Below are 14,938 nucleotides of genomic sequence, written 5' to 3' on the forward strand. Positions count from 1 at the left end.
CCGGACGGTCGGGAAGCCCACCGACCGGGCAGTCGGGACGGTCGGCGACCCCACCGCCCAGGCCGTCCGGCCGGACGGTGCCCGCAGACCGGCGCTCGGTACCCTGGAGCCGTGACCGACACGACTGCCTCCGACCGCCCGACCCACGCCTGGGGCCACGGCCTCGCGACGATCGCCGCCGACGGCACGACGCTCGACACCTGGTACCCGGAGACGCACCTCGGCGCGCTGCCCGCCGACGCCGTGTTCCCCGCCGAGCTGCAGGCGCACGTCGGTGACGACCCCCGCCGCGAGGTCCGGATCGAGGCCGTCACCACCGAGATCACGATCGACGCCGGCCCGACGAGCACCCCGGACGCGTACCTCCGCCTGCACCTGCTGAGCCACCTGCACGTCCGCCCGAACGAGGTCTCCCTCGACGGCGTCTTCGGCCACCTGCCGATCGTCGCGTGGACGAACGCCGGCCCGGTGCACCCCGAGTCCCTGACGCGCCTGCGACCGTCCCTGCAGCGCGCCGGCATCGCCGTGCACGCCATCGACAAGTTCCCGCGCCTGCTCGACTACGTCGTGCCGGACCGCGTCCGCATCGGTGACGCCAACCGCGTCCGCCTCGGCGCACACCTGGCGCCGGGCACCACCGTCATGCACGAGGGCTTCGTCAACTTCAACGCCGGCACCCTCGGTGACGCCATGATCGAGGGCCGCGTCTCGCAGGGCGTCGTCGTCGGCAACGGCACCGACATCGGCGGCGGCGCCTCGATCATGGGCACGCTGTCCGGCGGCGGCACGCGCCGCGTCTCGCTCGGGGAACGCGCGCTGCTCGGCGCGAACGCGGGGCTCGGCATCTCGCTCGGCGACGACTCGGTCATCGAGGCCGGGCTCTACGTCACGGCCGGCACGAAGGTGGTGCTGGTCGGCGCGGCACCGAACCCCGACGGCACCCCGAAGACCGTCAAGGCCGCGGAGCTCTCCGGCACCCCGAACATCCTGTTCCGCCGCAACAGCATCAGCGGCGCCGTCGAGGCACTGCAGCGCAAGGGCGAGGGCATCCAGCTGAACACCGCGCTGCACGCGTAGCGCTCGGCCAGCGGTCACGGCGCGCCGCCTGCGCGCGCCGAGGGCGCACGAACTGTCGCCCCGGCACCTGCCGGACGACAGTTCGCGACCGCTCGGCGAAAGTAAGCGGCGCGTCCCACGATCACGCACCGACAGACGCACCCGCCTGGAGACCCGGTACCGGCCCACGAGACCGGCACCGGGCCTCCAGGCCATCGCGTCCAGAGCCGCAACCCACCCCGCGAGTGGTCACAACACACCGTCCGCGGACGCCGAGGGCGCACGAACTGTCGGTTCGACGCCCTTCGGACGACAGTTCGCGACCACTCGGCGGAGGTGAGCGGCGCGTCCCACGATCGCGCACCCACCGACGCACCCGGCTGGAGGCCCGGTGCCGGTCCCCGAGACCGGCACCGGGCCTCCAGGCCGTCGTGTCCAGTGCCCCACTCCGCCCCGCGAGTGGTCACAACACACCGTCCGAGGGCGCACGAACCGTCGTTTCGACACCCGCCGGACGACCGTTCGCGACCACTCGGCGGAGGTGAGCGGCGCGTCCCGCCCGACGGCGGCACGCGGCGCACACGCACGAGCGCCCCGCGCCACGGAACCGTGGGGCGGGGCGCTCGGAGTCGATCAGCGCTCGGGGACGTCGCGCTCGGGTGCACCCACGTAGAGCTGCTGGGGGCGACCGATCTTGTTGAGCGGGTCGTTGTTCAGCTCGCGCCACTGGGCGATCCAGCCCGGCAGGCGACCGATGGCGAACAGGACGGTGAACATCCGCGGCGGGAAGCCCATCGCCTTGTAGATGATGCCGGTGTAGAAGTCGACGTTCGGGTAGAGCTTGCGGCTGACGAAGTACTCGTCCTCGAGCGCGATCTGCTCGAGTTCCATCGCGATGTCGAGCAGGTCGTCCTGCACGCCGAGGGACTCGAGGACCTCGTGCGCGGACTCCTTGACGAGCTTCGCGCGAGGGTCGTAGTTCTTGTAGACGCGGTGTCCGAAGCCCATGAGCTTGACGCCCTGCTCCTTGTTCTTCACCCGCTCGACGAAGCGCGTGACGGGCTCGCCCGAGTCCTTGATCTGCTGGAGCATCTCGAGCACGGCCTCGTTCGCACCGCCGTGCAGCGGACCGTACAGAGCGTTGATGCCGGCCGAGATCGAGGCGAACATGTTCGCCTTCGTCGAGCCGACCATGCGCACCGTCGAGGTCGAGGCGTTCTGCTCGTGGTCCTCGTGCAGGATGAGGAGCCGTTCGAGCGCCTTCGAGAGCACCGGGTTGGGCTTGTAGGTCTCGGCCATGGTGCCGAAGTTCAGCCGCAGGAAGTTGTCGACGAACGACAGCGAGTTGTCCGGGTACAGGAACGCCTGCCCGATGGCCTTCTTGTGGGCGTACGCCGCGATGACCGGGAGCTTGGCGAGGAGCCGGACGGTCTGCAGCTCGACCTTCTCGGGGTCGTCCACGTCCATGTCGTCCTCGTAGTACGTGGACAGGGCGCTCACGGCGCTCGACAGGACGGACATCGGGTGCGCCGAGTGCGGCAGGGCGTCGAACAGGCGGCGGAGGTCTTCGTGCAGCAGGGTGTGCCGACGGATGCGGGCGTCGAACTGCTTGAGCTCGGTGGGGGTCGGCAGCTCGCCGTAGATCAGGAGCCACGCGACCTCGAGGAAGGTGCAGTTGCCGGCGATCTGGTCGATCGGGTACCCGCGGTAGCGCAGGATGCCCTGGTCGCCGTCGATGTAGGTGATCGCGCTCTTCGTCGCACCGGTGTTCACGAACCCGTAGTCGAGCGTGTTCATCCCGGTCTGCTTCTTGAAGGTCGAGATGTCGATCGCGGACGCGCCGTCGACGCTCTGCAGGATCGGGAACTCCGCCGTGCCACCCGGGAACGTCAGCGTCGCGGTCGCGCCCTGCTGTTCGGCGGCGGGACTCACGGGGACGGGCGTGGTGGGCGGTGTGGCCGTCTTCTGAGCGTCATTGGCAGTGTCAGTCACGAGGACAGCCTAATCGCGGCACCTGTCGGTCGTGCACACATCCCAGGTGACGATTTGGTGGTTCCCACGGATTGCGGGCACCACCGGAACCACTCGGGTCCGTGCTACGCGGTGCCGAGGCGACGGCTGCTCGCCAGTCGCTGCGACGCTGCGGCGATGCGTTCGTCGGTCGCCGTGAGGGCCACGCGGACGTGCTCGCCCCCCGCTGCGCCGTAGAACGTGCCCGGTGCGACGAGGATCCCGCGGTCGGCGAGCCAGGCCACGGTGTCGAGTGCGGGTTCGCCACGGCTGGCCCAGAGGTACAGCCCGGCCTCGCTGTGGTCGATCCGGAACCCGGCATCCTCGAGTGCTCGCCGGAGCATGTTCCGGCGCGCCCGGTAGCGGGCCTTCTGCTGCTGCACGTGGGTCTCGTCCTGGAGCGCGACGACCATGGCCTGCTGCACGGGCAGCGGCGGCATGAGCCCGGCGTGCTTCCGGACGGCCAGGACATCGGCCAGGATCGCGGCGTCACCGGCGACGAAGGCCGCACGGTAGCCGGCGAGGTTCGACTGCTTCGACAGCGAGTACACGCTGAGCACGCCGTCGAGCGAGTCACCGACCACACGGGGGTCCAGGATCGTGGGCGTCGGGGTGGTGGCGTACTCCGGGTCCCACCCGAGCTCGGCGTAGCACTCGTCGCCGACGATGACGGCCCCCAGCTCGCGGGCGCGCACCACGGCGGCACGGAGCTCGTCGATCGTCAGCACGCGGCCGTCCGGGTTGCCCGGGGAGTTCAGCCACACGAGCTTCGTGGTGGACGGCCACGCCGCCGGGTCGTCCGACGCGAGGGCCTCGGCGCGGACCAGTGCGGCGCCGAGCTCGTACGTCGGGTACGCGGCGGCCGGGAACACCACGGTGTCACCGGGCCCGACGCCGAGCCAGAGCGCGAGGCCCGCGATGAACTCCTTCGAGCCGATCGTCGGCAGCGCGTTCGCCTCGGTCAGGGCGACGCCGTGCCGGCGGCCGTACCAGTCGGCGATGGCCTGCCGCAGCGCCGGGGTGCCGGCGACCTGCGGGTAGGCGTGCGCGTCGGTCGCGGTGGCCAGGGCGGTGCGGACGACCTCGGGCGTGGGGTCGACGGGCGATCCGACGCTGAGGTCGACGATGCCGCCCTCGTACGCCGCGGCGCGCTGCTTGAACGGGACGAGCTGGTCCCAGGGGAAGTCGGGGAGGTCGAGCGCCACGAGGGGGGTCCGGTCAGCCGCGGACGGGCTCGGCCGCGACGACAGGGTGGTCCTTGTGGATCACGCCGACCTTCGCAGCGCCGCCGGGCGACCCGACCTCGTCGAAGAACTCGACGTTGGCCTTGTAGTAGTCGGCCCACTGGTCGGGCAGGTCGTCCTCGTAGTAGATGGCCTCGACGGGGCAGACCGGCTCACACGCACCGCAGTCGACGCACTCGTCGGGGTGGATGTAGAGCGAGCGGTCACCCTCGTAGATGCAGTCGACCGGGCATTCGTCGATGCAGGCACGGTCCTTGACGTCGACACAGGGCTGGGCGATCACGTAGGTCACGGTTCGGGTGCTCCCTTCGACGAGCGGGTTCGAGTCTACTCGCGGCCCGGAGCCGTCCGGGACCGCAGCCCCGACAGGTCCGGCCACGCGAGGACCAGGGCGGCGATGACCGCGGGGGCGAAGGTCCACACGTACCCGGCCGCGTTGGCGAGGACGAGCGGCGAGCTCTCCCCGCCGACCGACACGAGCACCTGCGTCGCGACGAGGATCCCGATGCCGATCGCGGCGACCATCGCCCGCGAGCGGTAGACGAGCCGCACGCCCACGGTCAGGCCGAGCACGATGAGGGTGGTGACGACGAGTCCGACCGGGAACGCGCCGAGCGTCTGCTGGTGCGTGACCGTCCCGAGCCCGCCGGCGAGCAGCCCGAGCAGCAGCGAGACCACGACCGCCGCGGCCTTGCCCTGGCCGGACATCTCGGCGTAGGTCTGCGGGGCCGCCGGCTGCGGGGCTGCGTCGTGCCGGAACGCCTCGACCGCCGGGGCGTGGTGCCGGACGCCGTGCGGCATCACCCACGACAGAGCGCTCGGGTCGGCGGGGTCCACGGGGTCGACGTCGACCTGGGAGCGGTACTGCTCGACGGCCGCGCGCACCTTGGCGCGGACCGGCAGGACGTCGACCGTGACGTCGGCCTGACCGCTGGCGGGGTCGACGATCATCGAGAACGGGACCTCTTCGGCACGGGCCGCGTACTGCGCCGCGTGGTGCATCCGCACGTGGTCGGGGTGCCCGTAGCCGCCGTCGTCGGCGTAGCTGATCACGGCGTCGGCACCGGTGGAGCGGATCGCGGCGCGGACGTCGTCGACGACCTCGCCCAGATCCGCCGCCGTCAGCGAGTCGGCCGGGGCGTCGTCCGCGGCGGTCGCCCGCCCGTCCGGGCCCCACTGCATGCCGGAGTCGACGTAGCGACGTTCCGGCAGGTCGGTCGGTCGGGCACCGCGCCCGCCGAGCCACAGGTGCTGCGGCCCGCCGAGGGCGGCGAGGGCTGCGGCGATCTCGGTCTCCCGGTGCCGCGCCACCCGAGCGGGGTCGCCAGCCAGCGGGGCCAACTGGTCCGTGAGCATCTCGCCGCGCTCGCCCCGGGTCGCGGTGAGCACGGTCACCTCGGCGCCGCGCTCGAGCAGGGTCGCGATGGTCCCGCCCGACGAGAGCGTCTCGTCGTCGGGGTGGGCGTGCACGATCAGGACGCGCTCGGGGCGCGTGGCAGGGGCCTTCGACATCGTCCCCAAGGGTACGGGACTAGCGGGGCGTGACGATGTAGGTCGCCGTGACGCCGCCGCTGTCCTTGGTCTCCGAGAAGGTCAGGACGACGCGGTAGGCGTCGCTCCGGAACATGCCGAACGCGCTCGACGAGTCCGCACGCTTGGCCGACTCGGTGTACCCGGCGTCGGTGAGCTGCTGCACGGCGGCCTGGAAGTCGTCCACCGAGGCCGCCCGGACCTGCGCGACCCACCCGGAGCCGTTCGGTCCGGCTCCCCCGCCGAGCACGGTGCCGTCGACGAGCGGGACGTCGGCCGACGGGAACCCGTCCGGCACCTTGCCGTCGGAGGTCACGTCGGCACCCTTGAGCGCCGTGTCGAGCGCGCCGTCGATGCCGCCGGCGACCGAGGACATACCGTCCTGGATCGCCTTGCCGTCGATCCCCGCGACCCCGTCGGCGACGTTCGACGCGACGGAGGACCCGAGGTCGGTGGCCTGCTGCACGGCCTGGGTCGAGCAGCCGGTGAGTCCGGCCAGGGCGATGCCGGCAGCGACGGCGGCGATCAGCGGGGTACGGAGGGAACGCATGGCGCGACCGTAACGGACGAGCCGGGAGGCCCGGCGCGAGTTGGCTGTGAACGTGCCGTCCCCGGGGCGGTCACGTGCGCGGCGGGGCCGCCCCGGGCCTCCTTCCCGAAGAACGTGTCAGGCGACGTAGGCGCGCGTCGCCGCGACCAGGGCGTCGACGCCGACCGGGATCGCGGTCTCGGCCTGCGGCGCGTAGAACGGCGAGTGGTTGCTCGGGATCTCCTCGCCGCGGCGGAAGCGCTCCGGGTCGGTGATGCCCGTGAACCAGTACACGAGCGGCGCTCCGGCGGCGGTGGCGAGCTGGCCGACGTCCTCCGACGCCATGGCGAGCCCGATCTCCAGGTCGCGGGCTCCCGGCACCTCGGCGCGGATCGCGTCGAGCACGGTGGCGGCTGCCTCGGCGTCGTTCACGGTGACCTCGGCGCCCGGTGCACGCACGATCGTCGGCTCGGACAGGCCACCGGCCGTGCTCTCGGCACGGACGATGCGCTCGATCGAGGCGATGATGCGCTGGCGGGTCTCCTCGTTGCGGGCCCGGGTCGAGATCTCGATCACGGCCTCGTCGGGGATGATGTTCGCCCGCGTGCCGGCGTGGAAGCTGCCGACGGTGACGACCCCCGCGTCGCTCGGCGAGACCTCGCGGGCGACGACGGTCTGCAGCCGCACGACGGCCGAGGCCGCGGTGACGACCGGGTCGAGCGAGGCCTGCGGCGCCGAACCGTGCGCCCCACGGCCGTTGAAGGTCACCGTCAGCCGGTCGCTCGACGCCATCACGGGGCCGGTGCCCACCGCGACGATGCCGACCGGTGCGGGTGCGGAGTGCTGCCCGAGCACGACGTCCGGCTTCGGGAACCGCTCGACCAGGCCGTCCTCGACCATCGCGCGGGCGCCGGAGATGACCTCTTCAGCGGGCTGGAAGACGGCGACGACCGTGCCGCGCCAGTCACCCGTGGTCGCGACCAGACGCTCGAGCGTGCCGAGCAGCCACGTGACGTGGATGTCGTGGCCGCAGGCGTGCATGGTCGGGACCTCGCGGCCCTCGTCGTCGGTACCGACGTGCTCGCTGGCGTAGGACAGCCCGGTGCGTTCCTGCACGGGCAAGCCGTCCATGTCGGCGCGGAGCCAGACCACGGGGCCCTCGCCGTTCGACACGACACCGACGACGCCGGTGCCGCCGACGCCCGTCGTCACCTCGATCCCGCCGATCTCGGCGAGCTTCGCAGTGATGACACCGGCGGTGCGGTGCTCCTGGAAGCCGAGCTCCGGGTGGGCGTGCAGGTCCTGGTAGATCGAGAGCAGGTCGAGAGTCACGCTGACCACGGTACAACCGCGAACGGCCCGGCCACCTGTTGCAGGTGACCGGGCCGTCGGACGGAGGACGGGCCTCCGCGCGTGTTGCTCGTGCTGGTGCTTACGCGTCCTGGCGCTTGAGACGCGCGTAGGAGCGCTGGCGAGCCGACGCGTCCAGCTCGACCTTGCGGATGCGCACGGCGGCGGGGGTGACCTCGACGCACTCGTCCTCACGGGCGAACTCGAGGCACTCCTCCAACGAGAGCTGACGCGACGGCGTCATCGACTCGAACGTGTCGGCGTTGGCCGACCGCATGTTGGTGAGCTTCTTCTCCTTGGTGATGTTCACGTCCATGTCGTCGGCGCGCGAGTTCTCGCCGATGACCATGCCCTCGTAGACCTCTTCGGTCGGGTTGACGAAGAACGACATCCGCTCCTGGAGGTTCGTGATGGCGAACGGCGTCACCACACCGGAGCGGTCGGAGACGATCGAGCCGTTGATGCGGGTCTGGATCGCGCCGGCCCACTCGTCGTAGCCGTGGAAGATCGCGTTGGCGATGCCGGTGCCGCGGGTCTCCGTGAGGAACGACGTGCGGAAGCCGATCAGGCCGCGCGACGGGACGATGAACTCCATGCGCACCCAGCCGGTGCCGTGGTTCGTCATGTTCTCCATGCGGCCCTTGCGAGCGGCCATGAGCTGCGTGATCGCGCCGAGGTACTCCTCCGGCGTGTCGATCGTCATGTGCTCGTACGGCTCCTGCAGCTTGCCGTTCTCGTCACGCTTCGTGACCACCTGCGGCTTGCCGACGGTGAGCTCGAAGCCCTCGCGACGCATCTGCTCGACCAGGATGGCGAGTGCGAGCTCACCACGACCCTGGACCTCCCACGCGTCGGGGCGGCCGATGTCGAGGACCTTGAGCGAGACGTTGCCGACGAGCTCGCGGTCGAGGCGCTCCTTGACCATGCGCGCGGTCAGCTTGTGGCCCTTGACCTTGCCGACGAGCGGGCTGGTGTTCGTGCCGATCGTCATCGAGATCGCCGGGTCGTCGACCGTGATGGTCGGCAGCGGGCGGACGTCCTCGGGGTCGGTCAGGGTCTCGCCGATGGTGATCGTGTCGAAGCCGGCGACGGCGACGATGTCACCGGGGCCAGCCGACTCGGCCGGGTAGCGGTCGAGCGCCTTCGTGATGAGGAGCTCGGTGATGCGGGCGTTGACGACGGTGCCGTCGTGCTTGACCCACGCGACCGTCTGACCCTTCTTCATGGTGCCGTGGAAGATGCGCAGGAGCGCCAGGCGACCGAGGAACGGGGAGGCGTCGAGGTTCGTGACGTGCGCCTGCAGCGGGTGCTCGTCGTCGTACTTCGGGGCCGGGACGTGCTGGAGGATCGCTTCGAACAGCGGCTCGAGGTCGTCGTTGTCGGGCAGCTCGCCGTCGTTCGGCTTGTTGCGCGACGCGGCGCCGTTGCGACCCGAGGCGTAGACCACCGGGACGTCGAGGATCGCGTCGAGGTCGAGGTCGTCGACCTCGTCGGACAGGTCGGAGGCGAGGCCGAGGAGCAGGTCCTGGGACTCGGAGACGACCTCGTCGATGCGGGAGTCGGGCCGGTCCGTCTTGTTGACGAGCAGGATCACCGGGAGCTTCGCGGCGAGCGCCTTGCGCAGCACGAAGCGGGTCTGGGGCAGGGGACCTTCGGAAGCGTCGACGAGCAGCACGACACCGTCGACCATGGAGAGGCCGCGCTCGACCTCACCACCGAAGTCGGCGTGGCCGGGCGTGTCGATCACGTTGATGGTGATGGGGCCGTCCGCGCCGAACTCGGTCGCGTGCTTGCCGTTGTAGAGCACCGACGTGTTCTTCGCGAGGATCGTGATGCCCTTCTCGCGCTCGAGGTCGTTCGAGTCCATCATGCGGTCTTCGCCCTCGAAGTGGGCGTCGAACGAGTTGGTCTGCGTGAGCATCGCGTCGACGAGGGTGGTCTTGCCGTGGTCGACGTGTGCCACGATGGCGACGTTGCGCAGGTCGGACCGGGTGGCGAGCGCCATACAGGACATCCTTCAATTTCTGGGAGAGTGTCGGGCCAGTGTTTTCACAGCACCGCACCCGTGGGCAGAACGCCCGACACGCCAGTCTACCGGTAGTTCGCAAGCGACAGGAGTACAGCGCATGAGCCGTCGGCGAACGTGGGTCGAGATCACCATCGTCCTGCTGCTCTCGCTCGGCGCCAGCGCCCTCTACTCGATCCTGCAGATCATCGACGACCTGTCGCAGACGACCCCGCTCGGCGAGCAGTCGACGGCGCTGAACACCTCGTCGACGACGGTGCAGTACGTCGACCTCGCCCGGCAGCTCCTCGGCATCGCGGTGGACCTGGCCCCGGTGGCGCTCGTCTGTTACCTGCTGTGGAGCACGTCGCGACCGCACCTGGGCCGGCTCGGGATCGACCGGTTCCGGGCGAAGCCGGACCTGGGCGGCCCGGCGCTCATCGCCCTGTGCATCGGGATCCCAGGGCTCGCGCTGTACTTCGCGGGGCGGGCGCTCGGCATCACGGTCGCGGTCGACCCCGCCGCGCTGAACTCGTACTGGTGGACGGTCCCGGTCCTGCTGCTGTCCGCGATCCGCTCGGGCCTGCAGGAAGAGGTGATCGTGATCGGGTACCTCTACGCCCGTCTCGGCGACCTCGGGTGGGGCCGCTGGCAGATGATCCTGTCGACCGCTCTGCTGCGCGGCAGCTACCACCTGTACCAGGGGTTCGGGGCGTTCATCGGCAACGCGGTGATGGGCATCGTGTTCGGCTGGATCTACACGAGGTGGGGCCGGCTCCTGCCGCTCGTCATCACGCACGCCCTGCTCGACGCGGTGGTCTTCGTCGGGTACCCCTGGGTGGCGCACGCGTTCCCGCAGTTGTTCTCGTAGGCCGCGGAGCGCATCCACAGCCCCCGCTCAGCGCGCCGAGGGGCAACCACCGCCGGGCCGCCCTACCGTGAGACCCATGAGCATCCCCGCGATCGGCGAGTCCGCCCCGTCGTTCACCCTGCCGGGGATGGTCGTGCGCGGCGGCGTCCGCTCCGACGACGAGTACGACCTGTCCGCCGAGATCGGCCGGACCGTCGTGCTGGCCTTCTACCCGGGCGACGCGACGGCGGTCTGCACGGCCCAGCTCTGCAGCTACCAGGCCGAACTCGACGAGTTCACCGACCTCGGCGCGACCGTGTGGGGCATCAGCCCGCAGGCACTCGACTCGCACGAGGGGTTCGCCCGCGGGTCCTCGCTCGCGTTCCCGCTGCTCAGTGACACCGCCGGCTCGGTGATCCGCGCGTACGGGGTGCAGGCCCCGGGCATCGGCCTGCGTCGGTCGGTCTTCGTGATCGGCCCCGACGGCGTGGTCCGGTGGCGGCACGTCGGCCTGGTCGGTCTGCGGTTCCCGAAGGCCGAGACCATCCGCGAACAGATCGAACTGCTCGTTTCGTAGTCCTCGGCGTGGGATTCCCCTGAATGCGTCGCGATGGGGTATTGACACTCCAACTGGGGGCGACGACCATTGACGGCACGAGGGTCCGTCCAGGATCTGCCTCCCCGGGGAATCGGGTCGTCCGGAGATACGCGCCGGTGTGTCACACCCGCTCCCCGGGCGTCTCCGGGGAGGCATCTCGTACCCTCGTCCGGTGCCCACCACCATCGTCGCCCCCGGCCTGCGCGCCCTCGCCGTCGTCCTCTGGGTCGTGGCCGTCGTGCTCGTCCCACTGGCCCTGCTCGGCGGCGGCGCCCCCTGGCTCGTGCCGATCCCGAGCATCGCCGTCGCGTTCGTCGCCTGGGCAGCGCTCTGGCGTCCGCGGATCGAGCTGACGCCGGAGCACCTGCGCATCGTGGACGTCCGGCGGACCAGCACCTACACCTGGTCCCGCATCAGCGAGGTGCGTACGAAGTACGGCATCGAGGTGGTCACCAGCGAGGGCGTCCGCCGCGTCTGGATCGCGACCCGCCCGACGGCGCGTCTCGCCGCGCACAGCGGTGACCAGCCGGGAGGCCCGGATCGCCTGGACGTCGACGCTGCAGCCGCGCGGATGCTGGCCCACGTGCCCGCCCCGGCCGAGCAGGACGGCCCGCCCCCGTCGACCGTGACGGCTGCGCCGATCACGCACCGCACCCACGGCTGGACGATCCTGGCGATGGTCGTCCTCGGGGTCGCGGCGTCGCTGGCGGCGGCACGGTTCTGACGGTCACGACGCAGAACGACACCCCCGACGTCGTGCGACGTCGGGGGTGTCGTTCGTGAACGCGGTCGTTCGTGAACGAGGTCGCGACTACTTCGTGTAGCCGACGTCCTGCCACTTGACCGAGGACTGCTGGAACTGCGCCGGACCGTAGTTCACCAGGTCCTTGCGCACACCCCAGGCGTACGGCTCGGCGAACAGCGGGATGGTGCCTGCGACCGCGACGATCTTCTTGTCGATGGCCTGCGCGTCCTTGATGCGGGCATCCGGGTCGAGCTCGCCGTTCGCCTTGTCCCACGCGGCACCGAGCGAGTCGTCCGTCACGCCGGAGTAGTTCTGGCCGGCGTCGGCGGGGTAGTAGATCGACTTCAGCGATGAGATCGGGAACGGCGTGCCCTGCCACGCGAAGTACGTGGCGTCGAAGTCACGCGTCGTCGTGGTGATGTACTTCGTGAAGAAGTCGTCGGTGGGCACGGTGTCGATGGTCACCTTGAAGCCGGCGAGCTTGGTCTGCTGCTGCACGAGCTGCGCGACGTTCGCCGAGTTCGGGTTGTCCGACGGGATCACGAAGCGGACGTCGAGTTCCTTGCCGCCCTTGGTCGCGTAGCCGTCCGAGCCGATCTTCCAGCCGGCGTCCTCGAGCTTCGACTTCGCCTTGTCGGTGCTGTAGCCGTAGACGCTCGACGCGTCGTCCTCGTAGCCCTGCTGTCCGGGCAGGTAGACGAGGTTGTTGAGCACGTCGCCCGGGCTCTTCACCGGCGACAGGATCGCCTGGGCCACGACCTTGCGGTTGATGGCCTGCGCGAACGCCTGGCGCACGTCCTGGTCCTTGAAGACGTCCGAGGTGCCGTTCAGCGTGATCTGGCGCTGCGTGGTGCCGAGCGAGCGCTCGATCTTCGAGTCGGAGCGCGAGTTCGCCGTCTTGAGGTTGTCGGCGCTGCCGTTCAGGTTGAAGGCGTCGAGCTCCTTGTTGCCGTACGCCTGGGCGACGCCGTCACGCGAGACCGTCTTGAAGACGATCGTGTCGAGCTTGCCCGGGTCACCCCACCACTTGGAGTTCTTCTCGAAGGTCACGACGCCGCCGTTGGTGTCGAAGGACTTCAGGATGTACGGACCACCGGAGACGTAGGTCTTGCCGTCGGCGGCGTACGGCGCCTTGGCCCAGGCCTTGTTGAAGTGGTCCGGGGTGTCGACGGCCCAGTACGGGTAGATGGCGGTGAGGACGCTCGCCCAGTCGGCGTTGGTCTTCGAGAACGTCATGATGACGTCACGCTCGTCGGAGCCCTGCTTGACCGAGTCCACGTCCTCCCACACGTTGGTGGCGAGGGGCGCGAAGGCCTTGTTCGTGCCGTTCAGCGCCTTCCAGTTCGCGATGACGTCCTTCGCGCTGATCGGGGTGCCGTCCGACCACACGGCCTTCGGGTTGATCTTGATCTCGACGGTCTGGGGCGAGTCCTTGGTCAGCTCGACGGACGTCGCGTAGTCCTTGTTCGCCTCCCACTCGCCGTTCTCCTTGAACTGGATGAAGCTCGGCAGGTAGGTCTGCGAGATCGTCGTGTCGTCGACGGTCCCCGAGTCCAGGTTGAGCAGCTGCCAGTTCGCCGGAGCTGTGTCGATCGGCAGGGTGATCGACCCGCCGTCCTTGACGTCGGCGCGGTCCGCGACGGTCCAGCCGGTCGACTTCAGCGACGACTCGGCGACCGCGGAGTTGTCGCCGCCCGCTTCTCCGCCGCCGGAGCAGCCTGCCAGCACGACGGCAGCTGCCGCAGCGGTGGCCAGGACGGCGATGCCCTTGATCCTCTTTCGCATGGCGAGGATTCCCTTTCGTTGTGGTTCGCGCAGATCGCGCTGGACCGCGGCGGCCCCCGCCGTCGCGCCTGTTGGTTGAGAACCCTAGCCACATCCGAAGGCGGCACAAGGGTCTGTGCGATGAATCGAAACACGCTCGTAACGAATGTTGCATAGCGTCACTTCCGTTGTCCCACCCAGTCGCTCGAACGGCTAGCCTGTCGCCACCGACAACGCCGTCCGGTCGGACGGCCGCACCCAGAGGTCACGAACCACATGCTCGCCTTCATCGCAAAGCGGATCGTCAACTACATCGTCCTGACGATCGTGGCGACCACGCTCGGGTACATCCTCGCCAGCACGACGCTCAACCCGGCAGCCCGGTTCCTGGGGCGCAACCCGGCCGTGCCGCCGGGCACCATCCAGGCGTCGCTCCGCAAGCTCGGCGCCGATCCGGACACCCCGCTCCTCGTCCGCACCTGGGACTGGTGGGTCGGGCTGGTGACGCACGGCTCGCTGGGCATGAGCACCCGCGGCACCGAGGTGACGGCCGACATCATCGCCCGCTCCGGGACGAGCCTGCGGCTGCTCGTGATCGGCACACTGCTCGGCGCGATCCTCGGGGTGCTCCTCGGCGTCTGGAACGCGGTCCGGCAGTACCGCACCTCCGACCAGGTGTCGACGTACCTGTCGTTCGCGGTGCTCGCCACCCCGACCTTCGTCATCGCGGTCGTGCTGATGATCCTCGCGACCACGCTCAACCAGGGCGTCGGGACGCAGGTGATCCGGTTCACCGGCGAGTACACGCCGGGGGTGACCGGGTTCTTCCCGGTGCTCGGCGACCGGCTCGTGCACCTGTTGTTACCGACGATCTCGCTGACCATCGGCGCCGTCGCCACCTACTCGCGCTACCAGCGCTCGGCGATGCTCGACGTGCTGTCGAACGACTTCATCCGGACCGCACGGTCGAAGGGCCGCACCCGCGGCTCGGCGATCATGCGCCACGGTGTGCGGGTCGCCCTCATCCCGATGTCGACCTTCTTCGCGTACTCGTTCGGACTCATCCTGACCGGCGCGAGCATCACCGAGCTGGTCTTCAGCTGGCACGGCATGGGCGAGTACTTCGTCCAGAGCATCAGCAACAACGACATCAACGCGGCGTCGGGCACGATCCTCTTCACGGCGATCCTCGTGCTCATCGCAGGGACCCTCGCGGACCTGCTGTACGCCGCGCTCGACCCGCGAGTGAGGGTGTGA

General features: G+C 70.1%; 13 protein-coding genes. 5 read left to right on the forward strand and 8 right to left on the reverse strand.

The genetic code is table 11. The annotated features are described in order from the left end of the window. The first annotated feature begins 111 nt into the window (after positions 1–111). Complete coding sequence (gene dapD, locus HP445_RS17455; protein WP_128781211.1) at positions 112–1,077, forward strand: 2,3,4,5-tetrahydropyridine-2,6-dicarboxylate N-succinyltransferase; 966 nt, start codon at positions 112–114, stop codon at positions 1,075–1,077. Positions 1,078–1,689: 612 nt separating this feature from the next. On the opposite strand, the gene HP445_RS17460 is transcribed toward dapD, so the two are convergent. The 7 genes from HP445_RS17460 to typA form a co-directional block, all read right to left on the reverse strand. Continuing rightward, a complete protein-coding gene (locus HP445_RS17460; RefSeq protein ID WP_128781409.1) occupies positions 1,690–2,988 on the reverse strand; it encodes a citrate synthase in 1,299 nt (432 codons plus the stop codon). A gap of 164 nt (positions 2,989–3,152) precedes the next feature. After that, positions 3,153–4,271, reverse strand: a complete 1,119-nt coding sequence (dapC, locus tag HP445_RS17465) for a succinyldiaminopimelate transaminase (RefSeq protein ID WP_128781210.1) — start codon at positions 4,269–4,271, stop codon at positions 3,153–3,155. Between the two features lie 13 nt (positions 4,272–4,284). After that, entirely contained in the window at positions 4,285–4,602 is a 318-nt protein-coding gene (gene fdxA / locus HP445_RS17470; RefSeq protein ID WP_017887060.1) for a ferredoxin, read from the reverse strand. A 35-nt stretch (positions 4,603–4,637) separates the two neighbouring features. Next, positions 4,638–5,822, reverse strand: a complete 1,185-nt coding sequence (locus HP445_RS17475) for a PIG-L deacetylase family protein (RefSeq protein WP_128781209.1) — start codon at positions 5,820–5,822, stop codon at positions 4,638–4,640. A 19-nt stretch (positions 5,823–5,841) separates the two neighbouring features. Then, positions 5,842–6,390, reverse strand: a complete 549-nt coding sequence (locus HP445_RS17480) for a hypothetical protein (RefSeq protein WP_071404165.1) — start codon at positions 6,388–6,390, stop codon at positions 5,842–5,844. Between the two features lie 117 nt (positions 6,391–6,507). Continuing rightward, the gene (locus HP445_RS17485) at positions 6,508–7,701 is read right to left on the reverse strand and encodes an amidohydrolase (RefSeq protein ID WP_164941235.1); all 1,194 of its coding nucleotides are present in this window, start codon (positions 7,699–7,701) and stop codon (positions 6,508–6,510) included. Between the two features lie 100 nt (positions 7,702–7,801). Beyond that, the gene (typA, locus tag HP445_RS17490) at positions 7,802–9,724 is read right to left on the reverse strand and encodes a translational GTPase TypA (protein WP_027464562.1); all 1,923 of its coding nucleotides are present in this window, start codon (positions 9,722–9,724) and stop codon (positions 7,802–7,804) included. A 121-nt stretch (positions 9,725–9,845) separates the two neighbouring features. Between typA and HP445_RS17495 the strand changes: the two genes are divergently transcribed. The 3 genes from HP445_RS17495 to HP445_RS17505 all read left to right on the forward strand — a co-directional run bounded on the left by HP445_RS17495 (position 9,846) and on the right by HP445_RS17505 (position 11,896). Beyond that, positions 9,846–10,595 carry a CPBP family intramembrane glutamic endopeptidase gene (locus tag HP445_RS17495; RefSeq protein WP_071404166.1) on the forward strand — a complete coding sequence of 250 codons (750 nt, stop codon included), beginning with the start codon at positions 9,846–9,848 and terminating at the stop codon, positions 10,593–10,595. A gap of 76 nt (positions 10,596–10,671) precedes the next feature. Continuing rightward, complete coding sequence (locus tag HP445_RS17500) at positions 10,672–11,151, forward strand: peroxiredoxin (RefSeq protein WP_071404167.1); 480 nt, start codon at positions 10,672–10,674, stop codon at positions 11,149–11,151. A gap of 193 nt (positions 11,152–11,344) precedes the next feature. Next, on the forward strand, positions 11,345–11,896 hold the full coding sequence (locus tag HP445_RS17505) for a PH domain-containing protein (protein WP_128781207.1): 552 nt from the start codon (positions 11,345–11,347) through the stop codon (positions 11,894–11,896). Positions 11,897–11,983: 87 nt separating this feature from the next. Here the strand turns inward: HP445_RS17505 and HP445_RS17510 are convergent, their stop codons facing one another. After that, entirely contained in the window at positions 11,984–13,702 is a 1,719-nt protein-coding gene (locus HP445_RS17510; protein ID WP_128781206.1) for an ABC transporter family substrate-binding protein, read from the reverse strand. A 255-nt stretch (positions 13,703–13,957) separates the two neighbouring features. On the opposite strand from HP445_RS17510, the gene HP445_RS17515 reads away from it, so the two are divergent. Continuing rightward, a complete protein-coding gene (locus tag HP445_RS17515; protein WP_110864437.1) occupies positions 13,958–14,938 on the forward strand; it encodes an ABC transporter permease in 981 nt (326 codons plus the stop codon).

The organism is Curtobacterium flaccumfaciens, assembly GCF_013359815.1.
In the GTDB taxonomy this organism is placed as follows: Bacteria; Actinomycetota; Actinomycetes; order Actinomycetales; family Microbacteriaceae; genus Curtobacterium; species Curtobacterium flaccumfaciens.

What these genes read in the sequence shown, in the direction of transcription:
- HP445_RS17515 (WP_110864437.1), top strand. Translation starts at nt 13,958, where the DNA reads ATGCTCGCCTTCATCGCAAAGCGGATCGTCAACTACATCGTCCTGACG.
- HP445_RS17500 (WP_071404167.1), top strand. Translation starts at nt 10,672, where the DNA reads ATGAGCATCCCCGCGATCGGCGAGTCCGCCCCGTCGTTCACCCTGCCG.
- typA (WP_027464562.1), bottom strand. Translation starts at nt 9,724, where the DNA reads ATGGCGCTCGCCACCCGGTCCGACCTGCGCAACGTCGCCATCGTGGCA.
- HP445_RS17480 (WP_071404165.1), bottom strand. Translation starts at nt 6,390, where the DNA reads ATGCGTTCCCTCCGTACCCCGCTGATCGCCGCCGTCGCTGCCGGCATC.
- HP445_RS17510 (WP_128781206.1), bottom strand. Translation starts at nt 13,702, where the DNA reads ATGCGAAAGAGGATCAAGGGCATCGCCGTCCTGGCCACCGCTGCGGCA.
- HP445_RS17475 (WP_128781209.1), bottom strand. Translation starts at nt 5,822, where the DNA reads ATGTCGAAGGCCCCTGCCACGCGCCCCGAGCGCGTCCTGATCGTGCAC.
- HP445_RS17495 (WP_071404166.1), top strand. Translation starts at nt 9,846, where the DNA reads ATGAGCCGTCGGCGAACGTGGGTCGAGATCACCATCGTCCTGCTGCTC.